The 20280-nt window shown below is 63.6% G+C and carries 7 protein-coding genes; 4 read left to right on the forward strand and 3 right to left on the reverse strand.

Annotation, left to right across the window (positions count from 1 at the left end):
- Positions 1-22: 22 nt before the first annotated feature.
- Complete coding sequence (locus IF654_RS09110; RefSeq protein ID WP_194862566.1) at positions 23-13021, forward strand: non-ribosomal peptide synthetase; 12999 nt, start codon at positions 23-25, stop codon at positions 13019-13021.
- Between the two features lie 49 nt (positions 13022-13070).
- Here the strand turns inward: IF654_RS09110 and dsbG are convergent, their stop codons facing one another.
- The 3 genes from dsbG to dsbD are packed head-to-tail and all read right to left on the reverse strand — an operon-like array spanning position 13071 to position 16435.
- Positions 13071-13844 (reverse strand): thiol:disulfide interchange protein DsbG, encoded by a 774-nt coding sequence (gene dsbG / locus IF654_RS09115; RefSeq protein ID WP_070413288.1) that lies wholly within the window; start codon positions 13842-13844, stop codon positions 13071-13073.
- Positions 13823-14692 carry a TlpA disulfide reductase family protein gene (locus IF654_RS09120; protein ID WP_047275375.1) on the reverse strand — a complete coding sequence of 290 codons (870 nt, stop codon included), beginning with the start codon at positions 14690-14692 and terminating at the stop codon, positions 13823-13825. Before IF654_RS09120 ends, dsbG begins: the two co-directional genes overlap by 22 nt.
- Positions 14693-16435 carry a protein-disulfide reductase DsbD gene (gene dsbD, locus IF654_RS09125; RefSeq protein ID WP_194862565.1) on the reverse strand — a complete coding sequence of 581 codons (1743 nt, stop codon included), beginning with the start codon at positions 16433-16435 and terminating at the stop codon, positions 14693-14695.
- A 126-nt stretch (positions 16436-16561) separates the two neighbouring features.
- Between dsbD and IF654_RS09130 the strand changes: the two genes are divergently transcribed.
- The 3 genes from IF654_RS09130 to cycA all read left to right on the forward strand — a co-directional run bounded on the left by IF654_RS09130 (position 16562) and on the right by cycA (position 20147).
- Positions 16562-17242, forward strand: a complete 681-nt coding sequence (locus IF654_RS09130; RefSeq protein WP_047275179.1) for a response regulator — start codon at positions 16562-16564, stop codon at positions 17240-17242.
- Entirely contained in the window at positions 17239-18573 is a 1335-nt protein-coding gene (locus IF654_RS09135; protein WP_047282548.1) for an ATP-binding protein, read from the forward strand. Before IF654_RS09130 ends, IF654_RS09135 begins: the two co-directional genes overlap by 4 nt.
- A 161-nt stretch (positions 18574-18734) precedes the next feature.
- Positions 18735-20147 carry a D-serine/D-alanine/glycine transporter gene (cycA, locus tag IF654_RS09140; protein ID WP_047277630.1) on the forward strand — a complete coding sequence of 471 codons (1413 nt, stop codon included), beginning with the start codon at positions 18735-18737 and terminating at the stop codon, positions 20145-20147.
- Positions 20148-20280: the final 133 nt, after the last annotated feature.

Below are 20280 nucleotides of genomic sequence, written 5' to 3' on the forward strand. Positions count from 1 at the left end.
GCCCTCTACAGGAAACCCCAAGATGGACGCGTTCGAACTCCCCGGTACATTGGCTCAAGCCCTGCAACACCGCGCAGCCCGCACCCCGGACCGCCTGGCTTTACGCTTTCTTGCAGACGATCCGCAGGGTGGGCAGGTGTTGAGCTATGGCGACCTGGACCAGCGCGCGCGGACCATCGCCGCAGCCTTGCAGGCCACGGCCGGGCCGGGCGACCGCGCCGTATTGTTGTTCCCCAGCGGGCCGGACTACGTGGCGGCGTTTTTTGGTTGCCTGTATGCGGGCGTGATTGCGGTTCCGGCGTATCCGCCTGAATCGGCGCGCCGTCATCATCAGGAGCGTTTGCTGTCGATTCTGGCCGACGCCCAACCCCGCGTCCTGCTGACCCACAGCCACCTGCGCCCGCCGCTGATGCAGCTGGACGCACTGACCGCTGCCGACGCGCCGCCGTTGCTGTGTGTGGATGCGCTTGAGCCCGGCCTGGCCCGACAGTGGCAGCCCGTGGCGGTGCAGGCCAATGACATTGCCTTTTTGCAATACACCTCAGGCTCCACGGCCTTGCCCAAAGGTGTGCAAGTGACCCACGGCAACCTGGTGGCCAACGAAGTGCTGATCCGTCGCGGCTTCGGCATCGACCTCAACCCCGACGATGTGATCGTCAGCTGGTTGCCGCTGTACCACGACATGGGCCTGATCGGCGGCCTGTTGCAGCCAATCTTCAGCGGCGTGCCGTGCGTGCTCATGTCGCCGGCGTATTTTTTGACCCGTCCGCTGCGCTGGCTGGAAGCCATCAGCGAGTACGGCGGCACCATCAGCGGCGGCCCTGATTTCGCCTATCGACTGTGCAGCGAGCGAGTCAGCGACAGTGCGCTGGCCGGTCTCGACTTGAGCCGTTGGCGCGTCGCGTACTCGGGTTCCGAGCCGATCCGTCAGGACACCCTGGAGCGCTTCGCTGAAAAATTCGCGCCCTGTGGGTTCAGTGCCAGCAGCTATTTCGCCTCGTATGGCCTGGCCGAGGCCACGCTGTTTGTGGCAGGCGGGCAGCGCGGGCAAGGCATTCCTGCGTTGCGTCTGGACGAACTGGCGCTGGCTGACAACCGCATCGTGGCCGGTGACGGCAGCGCGGTCATGAGCTGCGGCACCCATCAGCCGGAACACGCAGTCATGATCGTGGAGCCCAACCGTCTGTGCGTACTGGCAGACGATTGCGTGGGCGAAGTCTGGGCCAGCGGCCCGAGCATTGCGCACGGCTATTGGCGCAACCCTGAAGCCAGCGCCACCACCTTTGTTCAATTCGAAGGTCAGACCTGGCTGCGCACCGGCGATCTGGGCTTTCTGCATGACGGTGAACTGTTTATCACCGGACGCCTGAAAGACTTGCTGATCGTGCGCGGGCAAAACCTCTACCCGCAAGACCTCGAAAAAACCATCGAGCGCGAAGTGGAGGTGGTGCGCAAAGGTCGCGTGGCGGCATTCGCGGTGAATGTCAAAGGCGAAGAGGGGATTGGCATTGCGGCCGAGATCAGCCGCAGCGTGCAAAAAATCCTGCCGCCCGATGCGCTGATCAACGCCATTCGCCAGGCCGTGGCCGAGGCCTGCCAGCAGGCGCCGAGTGTGGTGGTGTTGCTCAACCCCGGCGCCTTGCCCAAAACCTCCAGCGGCAAATTGCAACGTTCTGCCTGCCGCAAGCGTCTGGCCGATGGCAGCCTCGACGGTTATGCGCAGTTCCCCTCCCACGGCCCTGCGCAGGCGGGCGAAGCGGACGCCGGGCGCGGCAGCGAGCTGGAAGCGTTAATCGCGTGGGTGTGGTGCGAACATTTGCAGGTCGAGCAAGTGGCCGCCGACGACCACTTTTTCCTGTTGGGCGGCAACTCGATTCTGGCCACGCAGGTGATCGCTCACCTGCAAGCAGAACTCAATCTGGCGCTGAGCCTGCGCTTGCTGTTCGAAGCACCGACGCTGGGCGCGTTCGCGGCGCAGGTTGCCGCGTTGCAACAGGCAGGCGGCCCGGCGCAGGGCGCCATACGTGTGTTGGCGCGTGCAGAGGGCTTGCCGCAATCCTTGGCGCAACACCGCCTGTGGTTCTTGTGGCAACTGGACCCGACCAGCCGCGCGTACACCATCCCCGGCGCGTTGCGGTTGCGCGGTGAGCTGGATCAGGCCGCGCTGTGCAGCAGTTTTGCGCAGTTGATCGAGCGCCACGAGGCATTGCGCACGCGCTTTTACGAACGGGACGGGCAGGCGATGCAGCGCGTCGACGAAGCGGCCGGCTTCGACCTGAACCTCATCGACATCAGCGATCTGCCAGCCGATCAGCGGGAGGCCCGTGCGCGGCAGATCCGCGAGCAGGAAGCCTGCACCCTATTCGACCTGGAGCAGGGGCCGTTGTATCGGGTGATGCTGGTCAAGCTCGATGAACACGAGCACCACCTGCTGCTGACCCTGCACCACATCATTGCCGACGGTTGGTCGCTGAACCTGTTGGTCGACGAGTTCTCCCGGCTGTACGCGGCGGCTTGCCTGGGGCAGTCGCTGCAACTTGCCCCTTTGGCCCTGCACTATGCCGACTACGGCAGTTGGCAGCGTCAATGGCTGGCGCAAGGCGAGGCGGGGCGCCAGCTCGATTACTGGACCCGGCAATTGGGCGATGAACACCCGGTGTTGCGTCTGGCCACCGATCACCCGCGTTCGGCCCTTAAACGGTCCAGCGCGGCCCGTCACACCCTCAAGCTGGATGCCGCCTTGAGCGACGCGGTGCGCACCGCGGCACATGCGCACAACGCCACGTCTTTCATGTGGCTGCTGGCGACGTTTCAAACGCAGCTCTACCGCTACAGCGGCCAGCGCGACATTCGCATTGGTGTGCCCAGCGCCAACCGTGCGCGCCAGGAAACCCACGGCCTGATCGGTTTCTTCATCAACACCCTGGTGCTGCGGGCCGGACTGGACGGGCGTTTGCCGTTCACTGAACTGTTGGCGCAAACCCGGCAGGTCACCCTGGAGGCACAGGCGCATCAGGACGTGCCGTTTGAACAACTGATCGAGGCACTGCCGCAGGCCCGCGAACAGGGGTTGTTTCAGGTCATGTTTAACCACCAGCAACGCGATCCGGCGGCCTTGCGCCGGCTGCCGGGGTTGCTGGCCGAAGAGCTGGACTGGCACAGCCGCGAAGCCAAGTTCGATCTGCAATTGCACAGTGAAGAAGATCGCCAGGGCCGGCTGACACTGTCGTTTGATTACGCCGACGAACTGTTCGAAGCCAGCACCATTGCGCGCCTGGCCGAGCATTACGTCAGCCTGCTGCGCCAAGTCAGCAACGCCCCGGAACAGGCAGTGGGCGACCTGCACCTCGTGACGCCCGGGCAATCCGCCGAACAACAGGCCTGGGGCGCCGCGCCTTGCCCTCCGGCGTCTGAGTGGTTGCCGCAACTGCTGGAGCAACAAGCCCAGCACACGCCCGACGCCGTGGCATTACAGTGGGACGGCGGCAGCCTCGACTTTGCCGGGCTGCATGCCCAGGCCAACCGCTTGGCCCATTACCTGCGTGACAAAGGGGTGGGGCCGGACGTGCCGGTGGCGATTGCGGCCGAGCGATCCCCGCAACTGTTAATCGGCCTGTTGGCAATCATCAAGGCGGGCGGCGCCTATGTGCCGCTGGACCCGGATTACCCTGCAGAGCGTCTGGCCTACATGCTGGAGGACTGCGGCGCGGCGTTGCTGCTGACCCAGAGCCCGCTACTGCAAGCCTTGCCGGCGGTGCAAGGCGTGAGCGTGATTGCGATGGACCTGCTCAAGCTCGACACCTGGCCCAGCCATGCGCCGGGCCTGCACCTGCACGGCGATAACCTGGCGTATGTGATTTACACCTCCGGCTCCACCGGCTTGCCCAAAGGCGTGGGCAATACCCATGCCGCGCTGAGTGAGCGTCTGCACTGGATGCAGGCCACCTACGGACTGCAGGCCGATGACGTGCTGCTGCAAAAAGCGCCGATCAGTTTTGACGTGTCGGTGTGGGAATGTTTTTGGCCGCTGATGACCGGTTGCCCGCTGGTACTGGCCGGGCCTGGCGAACACCGCGACCCGCAGCGCATTGCGCAATTGGTGCAGCAATTTGGCGTGACCACGCTGCACTTTGTGCCGCCACTGCTGCGTGTGTTTGTCGACGAGCCGCAAGCCGTGCACTGCCACAGCCTGCGTCGCCTGTTTTCCGGCGGCGAAGCGTTGCCCGCTGCATTGCGTGACCGGGTGCAGGCGCAGTTGCCGAACGTGCAATTGCACAACCGTTACGGGCCGACTGAAACCGCGATCAACGTCACCCATTGGGCGTGCAGCCCGGCCGACGGCGAACGCTCGCCCATCGGTCGGCCGCTGGGCAACGTGCTGTGCCGCGTGCTCGACAGCGAACTCAACCCGCTGCCCGCCGGGGTGCCGGGTGAGCTGTGCATCGGCGGCATCGGTCTGGCGCGGGGTTACCAGCAGCGTCCGGGGCTGACCGCCGAACGGTTCATCGCCGACCCGCTGGGCGAGCCCGGCTCACGCCTGTACCGCACCGGCGATCGGGTGCGCTGGGGCGCTGAGGGGGCGCTGGAATACCTCGGTCGGCTCGATCAGCAGGTCAAGTTGCGCGGGTTCCGGGTAGAACCGCAGGAGATCGAAGCACGCTTGCTGGCGCAGCCGGGCGTGGCACACGCCGCCGTGGTGATTCGCGACACGGCCGCCGGGCCGCAGTTGATCGGTTACTACACCATCGTTGAAAACCACGCGCTCGACAGCCAGTCACTGAGTGCCGCATTGGCACGGGAACTGCCGGAGTACATGGTGCCCGCGCAGCTCATGCAACTGGCGGCCATGCCCTTGAGCCCCAGCGGCAAGCTGGACCCGCGCGCCTTGCCGTCACCGCACTGGTGCGTGCGTGAACACGTCGAGCCCGTCACCGCGCTGCAACAGCAAATTGCCGCCATCTGGCGCGAAGTGCTGGGGCAGGCGCGCATCGGGCTGCGCGATGATTTCTTTGCCCTGGGCGGGCACTCGCTGCTGGCCACGCAGATCGTGTCGCGGGTCCGGCAGGCCTGTGACGTCGAATTGGCGTTGCGCACACTGTTTGAAGCCAGTGAACTGGGGGCGTTCGTGGACGCCGTGGCGCTGATTCAGGCCACCGGCACGCACAACACGCACTTGCCGATTGAAACGGTCGATCGCAGCCAGCCCGTACCCTTGTCGTACTCCCAGCAGCGCATGTGGTTCCTCTGGCAGATGGAGCCCGACAGCCCGGCTTACAACGTCGGCGGGATGGCGCGGCTCAACGGTGTGCTGGATGTGGACCGTTTCGAGGCGGCCTTGCAGGCGCTGATCATGCGTCATGAAACCCTGCGCACCACGTTCCCGAGCGTGGACGGGGTGGCTTGTCAGAAGGTTCACCGTGAAACCGGCCTGCACATGGCCTGGCTCGACCTCAGCGCCCTGGACCCAGCCACCCGCGAGCAGCGTTTGCAGGCGCTGGCCGACACCGAAGCGCATCGCCCGTTCGATCTTGAAACCGGCCCGTTATTGCGGGCGTGCATGGTCAAGGCCGGGGAGCGCGAGCACTACTTCGTGCTGACCTTGCACCACATCGTCACCGAAGGCTGGGCGATGGATATTTTCGCCCGCGAGCTGGGTCAGCTCTATGAAGCCTTTCTCGATGACCGGTTATCGCCGCTGGCGCCGTTGGCCGTGCAGTACCTGGATTACAGCGTGTGGCAGCGCCAGTGGCTGGAATCGGGCGAGCGTCAGCGCCAGCTCGATTACTGGACCGCCCAATTAGGGCATGAGCACCCGCTGCTGGAGTTGCCGAGTGATCGCCCGCGGCCCCCGGTGCAGAGCCATCAGGGTGAGTTGTTTCGCTTTGACCTGAGTGATGAGCTGGCGGCCCGCGTGCGCCGTTTCAATGCCGAGCACGGCCTGACGCTGTTCATGACCATGACCGCCACCCTGGCCGTGTTGCTCTATCGCTACAGCGGCCAGACCGACGTGCGCATCGGCGCCCCGGTGGCCAACCGCATTCGGCCCGAAAGTGAAGGGCTGATCGGCGCCTTCCTCAACACCCAGGTGCTGCGCTGCCAGCTCGACGCGCACATGAGTGTCGGCGCGTTGCTCGAACAGGTGCGCCATACGGTGATTGAAGGGCAGTCCCATCAGGACTTGCCGTTCGATCACGTGGTCGAAGCGCTGCAACCGCCTCGCAGTGCGGCCTACAACCCGCTGTTTCAAGTGATGTGCAACGTCCAGCGCTGGGAATTCCAGCAGCGCTGGGAGCTGGCGGGCATGACCGTCGAGTACCTGGCCAACGACGCGCGGGCCACCAAGTTTGACCTGAATCTGGAAGTCACCGACCTCGACCATCGGCTGGGGTGCTGCCTGACGTACAGCACGGACCTGTTTGATGAACCGCGCATCGCTCGCATGGCCGCGCATTGGCGCACGCTGTTGGAGGGGTTGCTGGGTGATCCGCAACAACGCCTGAGCGACTTGCCGCTGATGCACGCCGACGAACGACAGCAACAGGTTGAGGCCATGGCCGCCCCGGCAGGCGATTACGCCCCGGACCTGTGTATTCACACGCTGTTTGCCGAACAGGCGCTGGCGCGGCCCGAGGCCATTGCCTTGACCTTTGCCGGGCAACACCTGAGTTACGGCGAGCTGGACAGCCGCGCCAACCGTCTGGCGTGGATGCTGCGTGAACGCGGCGTGGGCCCGCAGGTGCGGGTGGGGCTGGCGCTGGAGCGCTCGCTGGAGATGGTGGTCGGCCTGCTGGCCATTCTCAAGGCCGGGGGCGCTTACGTGCCGCTGGACCCGGAATACCCGCTCGAACGCTTGCATTACATGATTGAAGACAGCGGCATCGGCTTGCTGCTCAGCCACCGCGCTTTGTTTGAGGCCCTGGGGCCATTGCCGCAAGGCGTGGCGCGCTGGTGTGCCGAGCAAGACGGCGCGCAACTGGCCGCCTACCCGACTGCGGAGTTGCCGTTTATCAGCCTGGCGCAGCATCAGGCCTACCTCATTTACACCTCGGGTTCCACCGGACAGCCCAAAGGGGTGGTGGTGGCCCACGGCGAAATCGCCATGCATTGCCGTGCGGTGATCGATAGCTTCGGCATGCGCCCGGACGACTGTGAACTGCATTTTTACTCCATCAACTTCGATGCGGCGACCGAGCGGTTGCTGGTGCCGTTGCTGTGCGGCGCACGGGTGGTGTTGCGCGCTCAGGGGCAATGGGACGCGCAAGAGATCTGCCAGCTGATTAGCGAACAGCAGGTCAACATTCTGGGGTTCACCCCAAGCTACGGCAGCCAACTGGCGCAGTGGCTGGCCACGCAACAGCAGACCCTGCCGGTGCGCCTGTGCATCACGGGCGGCGAAGCCCTGACCGGTGAGCATGTGCAACGGATTCGGGCCGCGTTCCGGCCGCAACAGTTTTTCAACGCCTATGGCCCGACAGAGACCGTGGTCATGCCGCTGGCTAGCTTGGCGCCCGAGCAACTGGAGGAGGGCGCGGGCAGCGTGGCCATCGGCCGCGTGATCGGTGCCCGCGTGGCGTACATTCTCGATGCCGGGCTGGCACAGGTGCCGCAGGGCACCACGGGCGAACTGTACGTGGGCGGCGCCGGTCTGGCGCAGGGCTATCACCAACGCCCGGGCATGACCGCCGAACGCTTTGTGGCTGACCCGTTTTCTGACGTGGGCGGACGGCTCTACCGAACCGGCGATCGGGTGCGCCAACGCGCTGACGGGCAGGTCGAATACGTGGGCCGGGTCGACCATCAGGTCAAAATCCGAGGCTTTCGCATCGAGCTGGGGGAAATCGAAAGTCGCCTGCTGGAACACCCGGCTGTGCGCGAAGCCGTAGTGCTGGCGCTGGACCTGCCCGGCGGTAAACAACTGGCGGCGTACCTGGTGTGCGACCCGGCGCAGCAGGACGAGACCCGGCAAGCGGCCTTGCGTGAAGCGCTGAAGGCCCGGCTCAAGGTGCAGTTGCCCGATTACATGGTGCCGACCCACCTGATGCTGTTGGCCAGCATGCCGCTGACGGCCAACGGCAAGCTGGATCGGCGTGCTTTGCCCAGCCCGGACCCCGAGCTGAACCGTCAGCAATACGTGGCCCCCAGCAACCTGCTGGAACAGCACCTGGCGCAGGTCTGGTGTGACGTGCTGAACCTGACGCAGGTTGGGCTCAACGACAACTTCTTTGAGTTGGGCGGCGACTCGATCCTGTCGATTCAGGTGGTCAGCCGCGCCCGGCAACTGGGCATCCATTTCAGCCCGCGGGATTTGTTCCGGCATCAAACCGTGCAAGCGTTGGCGAGCGTGGCCACGCGCACCGAGCAGACCACGGCCGAACAAGGGCCACTTACGGGCGAATCGGCGTTGACCCCGATCCAGCACTGGTTCTTCGACACCGACATGCCGCACCGCGAGCATTGGAACCAGTCGGTGCTGTTGCAGCCGACCCGGCGCCTTGAACCCGAGCTGCTGGAACAGACGCTGGTGGCATTGCGGGCGCATCACGATGCCTTGCGCCTTGGTTTTGAGTGCCACGCCGGGCAATGGCGTGCCCAATACCGGAGCGATGCCGATCAGGCGCTGCTGTGGCAGGCCCAGGTGAATGACTGGCACGCCTGCGAGGCTCTGTTTGACGAGGCCCCGCGCAGCCTCAACCTGGACCGCGGGCCGTTGCTGCGGGCGCTGTTGGTCGACGGGCCGCAGGATGAGCAACGCCTGCTGTTGGTGATTCACCATCTGGTCGTTGACGGTGTGTCCTGGCGGGTGCTGCTGGACGATCTGCAAACCGCTTATCGCCAACGGGCGGCGCAGGCGCCGCTGAACCTGCCCGCCAAAACCAGCGCCCTGCGTGACTGGGCCGAACGTTTGCAGGCCTATGCCGGCAGCGACGCCTTGCGCGAAGAGCTGAGCCAGTGGCAAGCGCAACTCAACGGGCCACCGGTCGTGTTGCCTTGCGACCGGCCGCAGGGCAGCCGGCAAAACCTGCACGCGCAGACGGTCAGCGTGCGTCTGGATGCCGAGCGTACCCGTCAATTACTGCAACAGGCGCCGAGTGCGTACCGCACACAGGTCAATGACCTGTTGCTGACTGCGTTGGCACGGGTCATGTGCCGCTGGACGGGGCAACCCTCGGCGTTGGTGCAACTGGAAGGCCACGGCCGGGAAACGCTGTTCGACGGCATCGACCTGAGCCGCAGCGTGGGGTGGTTCACCAGTGCCTATCCGGTGCGCCTGACCCCGCCGCTGAGCGACGATCAGGGCGCTTCGATCAAGGCCATCAAGGAACACCTGCGCAGCATCCCGCACAAGGGCCTGGGCTATGGCGTGCTGCGTTACCTCACCGACAACGCAACCCGCCAGGCACTGGCCGCATTGCCCGAAGCGGCGGTCACGTTCAATTACCTGGGTCAGTTCGACCAGAGTTTTGCCAGCGATGCGTTATTCCGGCCGCTGGATGAACCGGTCGGGGCGGCCCATGACCCGCAGGCGCCGTTGCCCAACGAGTTGAGCATCGACAGTCAGGTCTACGGCGGCGAGTTGCTGCTGCGCTGGACCTTCAGCGCTGACCGCTATGAAACGACCACCGTGCAGTCGCTGGCGCAGGACTACCTGAGCGAGCTTGAGGCGCTGATTGCGCATTGCGTGAGCGACGGTGCCGGGGGCCTGACGCCGTCGGACTTCCCGCTGGCCGCGCTCACTCAGGCGCAGCTGGACGCGCTACCGGTGCCCGCCGAGTGCATCGAAGACGTGTACCCGCTGACCCCCATGCAGGAAGGCATGCTGCTGCACACCTTGCTGGAGCCGGGCACCGGGTTGTATTACATGCAGGACCGCTACCGCATCAACAGCGCGCTGGACCCGCAACGATTTGCTCAGGCCTGGCAAGCCGTGGTCGCACGGCATGAAGCGTTGCGTGCCTCGTTCTGCTGGAACGCCGGTGAGCACATGCTGCAAATCATTCATCGCCCCGGCGCCACCGCCGTGGACTATCAGGACTGGAGCGATGCGCCGCAGGAAGGCCACGAAGCGCGGCTGCAAGCGTTGCTCAAGCAGGAACGTGAAGCCGGTTTCGACTTGCTCAACCAGGCGCCGTTCCACCTGCGGCTGATCCGGGTCGGGGAGGCGCGCTACTGGTTCATGATGAGCAACCACCACATCCTGATCGATGCGTGGTGCCGCTCACTGCTGATGAGTGATTTCTTTGAAATCTACAGCGCGCTGGGTGAGGGCCGTGCGCCGCAGTTGGCGCTGGCGCCGCGCTACCGTGACTACATCGGCTGGTTGCAACAGCAAAACCTGCACCAGGCCAACCAGTGGTGGCAACGCAACCTGCAAGGCTTTGAACACACCACCTACATCCCGAGCGACCGTCCGTTCCTGCGCGAGCATGCGGGCGACAGCGGCGGCATGCTGGTGGGCGATTGCTACACCCGCCTTGAGGTGCAGGATGGTGTGCGGCTGCGGGAACTGGCGCAACAGCATCAGTTGACCATCAACACCTTTGCTCAGGCAGCGTGGGCGTTGGTGCTGCGCCGATTCAGCGGCGAGCGTGACGTGTTGTTCGGCGTGACCGTGGCCGGTCGTCCGGTGGAGCTGCCGCAGATGCAACACACGGTCGGGTTGTTCATCAACAGCGTGGCCCTGCGGGTACAGATGCCGGAGGACGGTCAGGCGCTGGGCGTGCGTCAATGGTTGAGTCAACTGCTGGCGCACAACATGGAGCTGCGCGAGTACGAATACCTGCCGCTGGTGACGATTCAGGAGCGCAGTGAGTTGCCAAAAGGCCAACCGCTGTTCGACAGCTTGTTCGTGTTCGAGAACGCGCCCGTGGACATGTCAGTCATGGACCGGGCCCAGCACCTGAAAGCCACCTCGGACTCGGGCCGTACCCATACCAACTTCCCGCTGACGGCTGTGTGCTACCCCGGTGATGACCTGGGCCTGCACCTGTCTTATGACCAGCGTTACTTCGAGCGCAGCAGCGTCGAACGGCTGTTGTCGGAATTCAAGCGCCTGCTGCTGGCGTTGATGGACGGGCTGGAGGGTGACATGGCGCAGTTGCCTTTGCTGGGCGACCGTGAGCGTGACTTCTTGATCGACGGCTGCAACCAGAGCCAGCGCGACTACCCGCTGGAGCACAGTTATGTCCAGTTGTTCGAAGCGCAGGTGGCGGCGCACCCGGAACGGATTGTGGCCAACTGCCTCGATCAGCAATGGTGCTACCGCGAGCTCAATACGGTCAGCAACCGCCTGGGGCATGCCCTGATCAACGCCGGTGTGCGCCCGGACCAACCTGTGGCGTTGCTGGCGGAGCGCGGTTTGCCGTTGCTGGGCATGATGATTGGCAGCTTCAAGGCCGGGGCCGGTTATTTGCCGCTGGACCCGGGGCTGCCGGGCGCGCGCCTGAGCCGACTTCTCGACCTCAGCCGCGCGCTGTTACTGGTGTGCACCGAAGCGTGCCGGGAACAGGCCCAAGGGTTGCTCGACGACGCCGGGTGCCCGATCCGTCCGCGCCTGCTGGTCTGGGAAGAGGTACAGGCCGCAGCGCTCGCCGGGCATAACCCGCAGGTCTACAGCCAGCCCGACCAGCTCGCGTACGTGATCTACACCTCGGGCTCAACCGGTTTGCCCAAAGGCGTGATGGTGGAACAGCGCGGCATGCTCAACAACCAGTTGAGCAAAGTGCCGTACCTGCAACTGACCGAGCGGGACGTGATTGCCCAGACGGCCTCGCAAAGCTTTGACATCTCGGTCTGGCAGTTCCTGGCGGCCCCGTTGTTCGGGGCGCGGGTGGCGATCGTGCCGAACACCCTTGCCCATGACCCGCAGGCGTTGTTGGCGCAGGTCACTGCGCAGCGCATCAGCGTGCTGGAAAGCGTGCCGTCGCTGATTCAAGGGATGCTGGCGCAGGCGCCTGTGCCCCTCGACGGCTTGCGCTGGATGTTGCCGACAGGTGAGGCGATGCCGCCGGAACTGGCCCAGCAATGGCTGGCGCGGTACCCGGGGATCGGGCTGGTCAACGCCTATGGGCCGGCGGAATGTTCGGACGACGTGGCGTTTTTCCGTGTCGATCAGGCGTCGACCCAAGGCAGCTATCTGCCGATCGGCACCCCGACCGACAACAACCGGTTGTTCGTGCTGGACAGCGCCCTGCAACTGGTGCCGCTGGGTGCCGTTGGCGAGTTGTGTGTGGCGGGCACCGGGGTGGGGCGCGGCTACGTGAGTGATCCGCTGCGCACCGCCATCGCCTTTGTGCCGAACCCGTACGGCGCGCCGGGTGAGCGTTTATACCGCACCGGCGACCTGGCCCGACGTCGTCTGGACGGGGTGCTGGAATACGTGGGGCGCATCGACCATCAGGTGAAAATTCGCGGTTACCGCATCGAGCTGGGGGAAATCGAAGCGCGTCTGCATGAACAGCCGCAGTTGCGCGATGCGGCGGTTGGCGTGCAGGAGGGCGCCAATGGCAAGTACCTGGTGGGGTATTTGGTGGCCGCACCGTCGGCGCTGAACCAGGGCGAGGCGCTGCAGCGCATCCAGCAGCGTCTGCGGGCCGAACTGCCGGAGTACATGGTGCCGCTGCACTGGACGTGGCTGGAGCGGCTGCCGCTCAATGCCAACGGCAAGCTGGACCGCAAGGCGTTGCCGGCACTCGAGATCGGCCAGCAGCCGCGCGAAGATTACCTGGCGCCGCGTACGGAGCTGGAGCAGACCCTGGCCGATATTTGGGCCGAGGTGTTGCAGGTGGACCGGGTGGGGGTCACTGACAATTTCTTCGCGTTGGGCGGGCATTCGTTACTGGCCACGCAAATCGCCTCGCGGGTGCAGAAGGTGTTGCAACGTAACGTACCGCTGCGGGCAATGTTTGAGTGCAGTTGCGTACAAGCGCTGGCGCAATACATTCAGGGGCTGGACAACAGCGAGATCAACGAAGAGAAGGTCGACCGTCTCAGTGACTTGATGGCGGAACTGGAGGGGCTGTAATCCCCCGTTCAGGCCCGTGCGTGATACCGGCACGGGCCTGACGCAGGCGTTATTTCGGGCCGAGGATTTTCACCAGTTTTTCCGGCGACGGCGCACCTTGCTGTTGTTGCAGGTTGCCGTGTTCGTCGAGGTAGAAAATCGCCGGGGTGGCGGCGACGTCCAGTTCGGACATCAACTGCATGTTGGCGTCGAGCTTGGCCTGCACGTCAGCCGGGATGCTGCCCAGTGCCTTGAGGGTGCTGGCCTTGCCGGCCTTTTCGTGGTCGTGCAGGGCTTGCTGCGGGTTTTTCGCCGCCAGCAGTGCGGCGGACTTGCCGGGGCTGTCTTCACGGATGATGCCAACCATGATGTGGCGTAACTGCACCTTGCCTGCGTCCACCCAGGGGCGGGCCTGTTCCCAGAACATGTTGCAGTACGGGCAGTTGGGGTCACTGAACAAGTACACAATGCGCGGGGCATCTTTTTTGCCGTCGGCAATCCAGTGGGTCTTTTCCATGTTGGCCCAGACTTGCTTGGCCATCGGCTCGTAGACCATCTTTTGCAGCGGCGCCAGGCTCAGGTCATTGCCGTTGGCGTCATACAAATTGCCCACCAACACGTTGCCGTCCTTCGTCAGGTACAGCGCCATGCCACGGTTTTCATACTGCGCGGCATACCCGCGCAGGCCGCTCGGGGCATCAAAGCTGCCGATGATTTTCGCGCCCTTGGCTTCGATTTTCTTGATCGCCGGTGGCAGTTCTTCGGCGTGCAACAACGGGGATTGCAGCAGGGCTGCGCCCAGCAGGGTGCTCATGCTCAGGTTTAACAGTGTGCGGTTACGCATTGGGTATTCCTTGCAGGGTCGCCCTGGCGGGCTGACGGTGAAATGTTCGGGTCAAAACGTTCGAGGGCTCGTGCCAGGCTGGCTTCGGACAACTCACCCAGATGGCTGGCCAGCAGACGGCCGTCCGCGTTGTAGAACAGGGTGGTGGGCAGGGCCATGGAGCCGACTTTCTGCCCCAACTGGCCGCCGCTGTCGAACAGCACGTTGCTGAGGTTCAAGCCTTGGGTTTCAAGGAAGGTGCTGACACTCTGCATGCTCTCGCCCTGATTGACGAACAGAAAGGTCACGTTCTCGTGCTGATGCTGGGCGTTCTGCAAAACGGGCATTTCGCGTCGGCAAGGCGGGCACCAGGTGGCCCACAGATTGATCACCAGCGGGCCGCCTTTGTAGCTGCCCAGTTGCACCGATTCGCCGTTGGCATTGCGCAGCACCATGTCGGGCAACTGCGTGCCTTTTTCGTACAGGTTGGAAGACAAGCTCGCCAGCAGCCAGAACGCCAGGCCGCTGCACAGCCCCCAGCCAAGCGGGCGTCGCAGTCCGGCGCGGCGCCAGCCCCAGATCACGGCGCCCACCACCACAGCCAAAAGCCCCGCCCACACTACAAAGCCGCCGTCGCGCAGGTCGAGCATTTGCAACGGGTCTTGATGGAAGTAACGCCAGTAAGCGATGACAAAACCGATACGCGCCGCCAGTAAACCCAACAGGAACAGGCTGAACAGGACTGACTCCGGGTTTTCGCCACCGCGTTTGGCCACCCGCCACCCCACCAGCGTCGCCAGAGCGAGGGCCAGGATCAGCAGCAGGTGGTTGATTGCCAGCGCAAACGAACCGATGGTCAGGGTCAGCATTTAGAGGAGTTCCCGGGTGGCTTGCCAGTTATTCAAAAAGGTTTCGGCATTCACTTCGCCAGTGATGCGCTGTGCGCGACGCTCAATCCCGTTCGGCCCGATCCAGATAAACGTGGGTGGACCGGGTACTTGATAGCGGCTGAGCAGGTCGCGGCTGGCGACAGTATCGTCGGTCACGTCCAGGCGCAACAAACGTACACCGTTGAGGGCTTGCATGACGTGCGGCTGGCCGAAGACTTTTTTCTCCATCACTTTGCAGGACACGCACCAGTCAGCGTAGTAGTCGAGCATCACCCATTGGCCTTGCGCCTTGGCGGCTGCCAGTTCGCGCTCAAGATCGGCCGGGGTGTTAACCGTTATGAACGCGTCGTGGGCCGTTTGCGAAGGGCTGCCGGCCACGGTTTTCGCGGTGTACACCTGCAAGGGTTGCCATGGGTCGGTGCTGCCGCCCGCGGCGCCGATCAGCATCAGGCTGCCCCACAGACCGGCCAGCAGGCCCAGGGGGGCAAACAGCGCTTTGACGCGCAGAAACTGTTGCGCCTGTTGCCACAGGCTGCCAGCCACAATCAGCAACAGCACGCCCCACAAGGCCAGCCACAGCGATTCGTCCAGCACCGGCCGCACCAGCAGCAGCGCGGTCCCCAGGAACAGGAAGCCAAACAGCCCCTTCATCAGGTTCATCCAGGCCCCCGGCTTGGGCAGGAAACGACTGCCGACCGTGACCAGCAGCAACAGCGGCATGCCAATACCGACGCCCAGGGTGAACAGCACCAGGCCACCTTGCACGGCATTGCCGCTTTGCGCGATGTAGAGCAGCGCGCCCGCCAGCGGAGCGGTCATGCACGGCCCGACCAGCAAGCCGGAAAGGGCACCCAGGACCCCGGCCCCGATCAGGCTGCCGCCTTTGCGTCCGCGTCCGGCGCTTTCCAGCCGGTCACGCAAGGCGCCAGGCAATTGCAGTTCGAAAAAGCCGAACATCGGTAAAGCGAGCAGGACAAACAGCGCGGCAAAACTGCCCAGCAGCCAGGGTTGTTGCAACAGCGCCTGCAAATTGGCCCCCAAGAGCGCGGCCAGCACGCCGAGGCTGGCATACACCAGCGCCATGCTGAGCACATAACTGCCGGCAACCGCAAAGCCGCGGCCGGGGCTGGCGCCGCTGCCGACCACCAGACCGGCGAGAATCGGCAGCATGGGCAAGGAACACGGGGTGAACGCCAGCAGCAGGCCGAGCCCGAAAAACAGCAATAAGCTCCAGCCCAAAGAACCCTGCTGCAAGCTGGACGCCAGTGATTGGTCTTGAGCTTGCCCCTGCTCGGCAGCGGGCTGTGTGCCGCCCAGGTCCACGGTCTGGCTTTGTGGCGGGTAGCACAGCCCGGCATCGGCGCAGCCTTGCCAACTGACTTTGACCTGACCGCTGGCCCCTGCCGGGATTAGCAGTTCTAGGCTGTTGCGGTACACCTGGGTGGCGCCGAAAAACTCGTCGCTGTGTTCTTGCCCTTGAGGAAGCACGGGCGTCTGCGCGGCATCCAGCCCGTCGAATTTGAAGCGTTTTTTGTACAAGTAGTACTGATCGGTGATTTGCCAGTGCAGCCGGGTTTCGCCTGAAGGCAACAGCTCGGAAGTGAACACGAAGGCTTTGTTGGCCGGCAGGAAATCGGCTTTTTGTTCAAACGGGTTGTCACTGGCGTACGCCTGACTCAAGCCCGTCAGCAGCAGGAAAAAAAACACCATCAAACGAGACATGCGCCAGACCCTGGATATTCGAATTGACGCTACCTTGGCGGCACTTGATTAACCGAGTGTTAAAAACGGCATAATCGGCCCTTAATCCCAGCGCCCTTAAATCGGCCTCTTTACGCGGGTATCTGCATGCACGTATTGGTTTGCGAAGACGATGAACTGATTGCCAGCGGAATTGTGGCCGGGCTGACGGCCCAGGGCATGACGGTGGAGCACGTCAACACCGCTGGTAAAGCGCGCGCGATGCTCAAGGCCGCCACGTTCGATGCCATGGTGCTGGACCTCGGGTTACCGGATGAAGACGGGCTCAAGCTGTTGCAGCAACTGCGCCAGCAGGGCTTTGATCTGCCGGTACTGGTTTTGACTGCGCGGGATGCAGTGACCGACCGCGTGGACGGCCTGCAAGCGGGCGCCGATGACTACCTGCTCAAGCCGTTTGACCTGCGCGAGCTGGCAGCGCGCCTGCACACGCTGTTGCGCCGAGTGGCGGGCCGCAGCGTCAACCTTATCGAGCACGGGCGCCTGACTTACGACCCCAGCAGCCGCGCCACATTGTTGGGGGGCAAGCCCGTGGACCTGTCCCGCCGCGAGCAGGCCTTGTTGCAGGCCCTGCTGCATAACCGGGGCCGGGTGCTGTCGACCGAGCAGCTCAAGGACAGCATTTACGGTTTCAGTGACGAACTGGAGAGCAACGCCTTGAACGTTCATATCCACCACCTGCGCCGCAAACTGGGCAATGGCATCGTTGAAACCGTGCGCGGCCTGGGCTATCGCCTGGGCCCGGCGGATGGCAACGAGCCCGAGGCATGATGAGCCTGCGTCTGCGGTTGAGCCTGACCATCGGTTCGGCGTTCATTGTGATCTGGATGCTGGCGGCGGCCTGGATGCTCAGTGACCTGCGCCAGCAGATGATGTTTTCCCTCGACCAGCGGCTGGTGGCCTCTGCGCGGATGGTCGCCGGGCTGTTGGAGCAATTGCCGCAATTGCCGGTAAAAGGCGAGGGCACCCATTTCAGCGCGGAACAACTGACCATCCCCGGTGGGATGGCCTGCCAGGTCAGTTCGCTGCGGGGCGAAATTCTGGCACGCAGCCATAACAACCCGGATCAGCCCATGCAGTCTGAATCCACCGGCTTTCGCGATCAGATCATTGACGGTGCCGCCTGGCGCACCTTCACCCTGGACCGTGGCGACCTGCGCATCACCACGGCCGACCGTCAGGTGGAGCGGGAAGCGTTGAACCTGTCGGTGCTGCTGGCGGCTTCGGTGCCGGTGGGCATGGCGCTGGTGGGTTGTTTATTGTTGCTCTGGCTGGGCATCGGGCAGGGTTTGGCGCCGCTCAAACGCATGCGCGACGCCCTGATGCGCCGCGATGCCGATTCGTTGCAGCCTTTGCAGATCAGCCCGCTGCCCAGCGAATTGCAACCGTTGCTCGATTCACAGAACCAGTTACTGGCCCGTATCGCCAAGGCCATTGAGCGCGAGCGGCGCTTGACCGGCGATGCTGCCCACGAGCTGCGCAGCCCGCTGACGGCCATCAAGACTCACCTGCAAGTGGCGCGCATGACGGAGGGCGCGGCCCGCGAGCAATCGCTGGCTCACGCTGAAGCCGGTGCCGACCGCTTGCACCGCACGCTTGAGCAATTGTTGCTGCTGGCCCGAGTCGAAGGCAGTTTGTCGTTTGACGATGGTGTGCAGTGCTCGCCCGAGCAGGTGGCGCGCCTGGCCATTCATGATGCCGCCAGCGGGGCGGCGGATCGCATTGTGCTGAATGTGCCGGCGAATCTGCCCGACACCCCGCTGAAAGTCCCGTCCGTACTGGCCATTGCGGCCTTGCGCAACTTGCTGGAAAACGCCTTGCGCCATACATCGGCCGATACCCGCGTCGAATTGACACTTCGCGTCGTGGCCGCAGATGTGTATTTTGTCGTCCGCGATCACGGCCCCGGCATCGCGCCTGACACCTTGCAGCACATGACCCAGCGTTTTTGGCGCAACGACAACAGCAACGGCTGCGGGTTGGGGCTGGCCATTGTGCAGGCCATTGTCGAGCGCTGCGCCGGTGGGTTGAGCTTTGACAGTCAGCCCGACGGGTTGCGGGTTGAGCTGCGCATGCCCTTGCAAGCTGAGAGCGGCCAATAAGGCCGCTTTTTCATGATCCTTCCTGTCTGTAGGACAGTCCGGCAAGCACTGATGCAGCTCAGTGTTTTGCGTGCGCGTCGCCTTTAAAGTACCCCTCGATTTATAAGGGGGTTAAGTCAACTCCACCGATAAGAAAAATCCACTTGCAAGGTAAAAGAACATTGAAGGATTCAGCGTTTGATCAGCCGCCTGTCGGTGAACCTCACGAACTCCAGCGCAGTTTGTCCAACCGTCACATTCAACTGATTGCCATTGGCGGCGCCATCGGCACCGGCCTGTTCATGGGCTCGGGCAAGACCATCAGCCTGGCGGGCCCCTCGATCATTTTTGTGTACATGATCATTGGCTTCATGCTGTTTTTTGTCATGCGCGCCATGGGTGAGTTGCTGTTATCCAACCTCAAGTACAAGTCGTTCATTGATTTCTCGGCCGACTTGCTGGGGCCGATGGCCGGTTACTTCATGGGCTGGACCTACTGGTTTTGCTGGATCGTCACCGGGATTGCGGATGTGATCGCGATTTCCGGGTACACGCAGTTCTGGTTTCCGGACGTCCCCTTATGGATGCCGGCGGTCGGGTGCGTGGCGCTGTTGCTGTCGCTGAACCTGATCACCGTGAAGATGTTCGGTGAGCTGGAGTTCTGGTTTGCCATGATCAAGATCGTCGCCATTTGTGCGTTGGTTTGCACCGGGTTGTACATGGTGGTCACGGCCTATCAGTCCCCCGCGGGGCACGCTGCAACGCTGAGCAACCTGTGGAATGACGGCGGGATGTTCCCCCATGGGCTGATGGGCTTTTTTGCCGGGTTCCAGATCGCTGTATTTGCCTTTGTCGGGATCGAGCTGGCTGGCACCACCGCCGCCGAGACCAAAGACCCGGAGCGTAATTTGCCCCGCGCGATCAACTCGATTCCGCTGCGCATCATCATGTTCTACGTGTTCGCGCTGATGGCGATTCTGGCCGTCACGCCATGGCGCGACGTGGTCGCGGACAAAAGCCCTTTTGTTGAGTTGTTCATGCTGGCGGGGCTTCCGGCGGCGGCAGGCATCATCAACTTCGTGGTGCTGACCTCGGCCGCTTCATCGGCCAACAGCGGCGTTTTCTCTACCAGTCGCATGCTCTACGGCCTGGCGCTGGAAGGGGATGCGCCGCAGACATTCAAGCACCTGTCGCAGCGCGCCGTGCCTTCCAACGGGCTGATCTTCTCGTGCATTTGCCTGCTGGCCGGGGCGCTGGTGATTTACCTGATCCCCAACCTGATGCACGCCTTCACCCTGATTACCACGGTGTCTGCGACCCTGTTCATGTTTGTCTGGTCGATGATTCTGTTGTCCTACCTGGCCTACCGCAAGCAGCGCGCGCACTTGCATCAGGCATCGCGTTACAAGATGCCGGGCGGCAAAGTGATGGTCTGGGTGTGTCTGGCGTTCTTTGCCTTCATTCTGGTGTTGCTGGCGCTGGAGGACGACACGCGGCAGGCGTTGTACGTGGTGCCGGGCTGGTTCCTGCTGTTGGGACTGGCCTACCGGTCCATTGTGCGCAACAAGCTGCAGGCGGCCAAAGGACTGCAATAAAGCGTGTATTGACGTGATGTATTACAAGGGGATGGCCTGCAAGGTGCCATCCCCTTTGTCGTTCTGGCGATCCGTGGCGCGTGGATTGTGTGATTCGCCTCTAAATCCGGGCCCCGCCAATGCGTTTCCAAAG

The organism is Pseudomonas lundensis (assembly GCF_015377145.2).
In the GTDB taxonomy this organism is placed as follows: domain Bacteria; phylum Pseudomonadota; class Gammaproteobacteria; order Pseudomonadales; family Pseudomonadaceae; genus Aquipseudomonas; species Aquipseudomonas lundensis.

Coding starts and splice junctions, on each gene's coding strand:
- IF654_RS09110 (WP_194862566.1), top strand. CDS start 23: ATGGACGCGTTCGAACTCCCCGGTACATTGGCTCAAGCCCTGCAACAC.
- dsbG (WP_070413288.1), bottom strand. CDS start 13,844: ATGCGTAACCGCACACTGTTAAACCTGAGCATGAGCACCCTGCTGGGC.
- IF654_RS09120 (WP_047275375.1), bottom strand. CDS start 14,692: ATGCTGACCCTGACCATCGGTTCGTTTGCGCTGGCAATCAACCACCTG.
- dsbD (WP_194862565.1), bottom strand. CDS start 16,435: ATGTCTCGTTTGATGGTGTTTTTTTTCCTGCTGCTGACGGGCTTGAGT.
- IF654_RS09130 (WP_047275179.1), top strand. CDS start 16,562: ATGCACGTATTGGTTTGCGAAGACGATGAACTGATTGCCAGCGGAATT.
- IF654_RS09135 (WP_047282548.1), top strand. CDS start 17,239: ATGATGAGCCTGCGTCTGCGGTTGAGCCTGACCATCGGTTCGGCGTTC.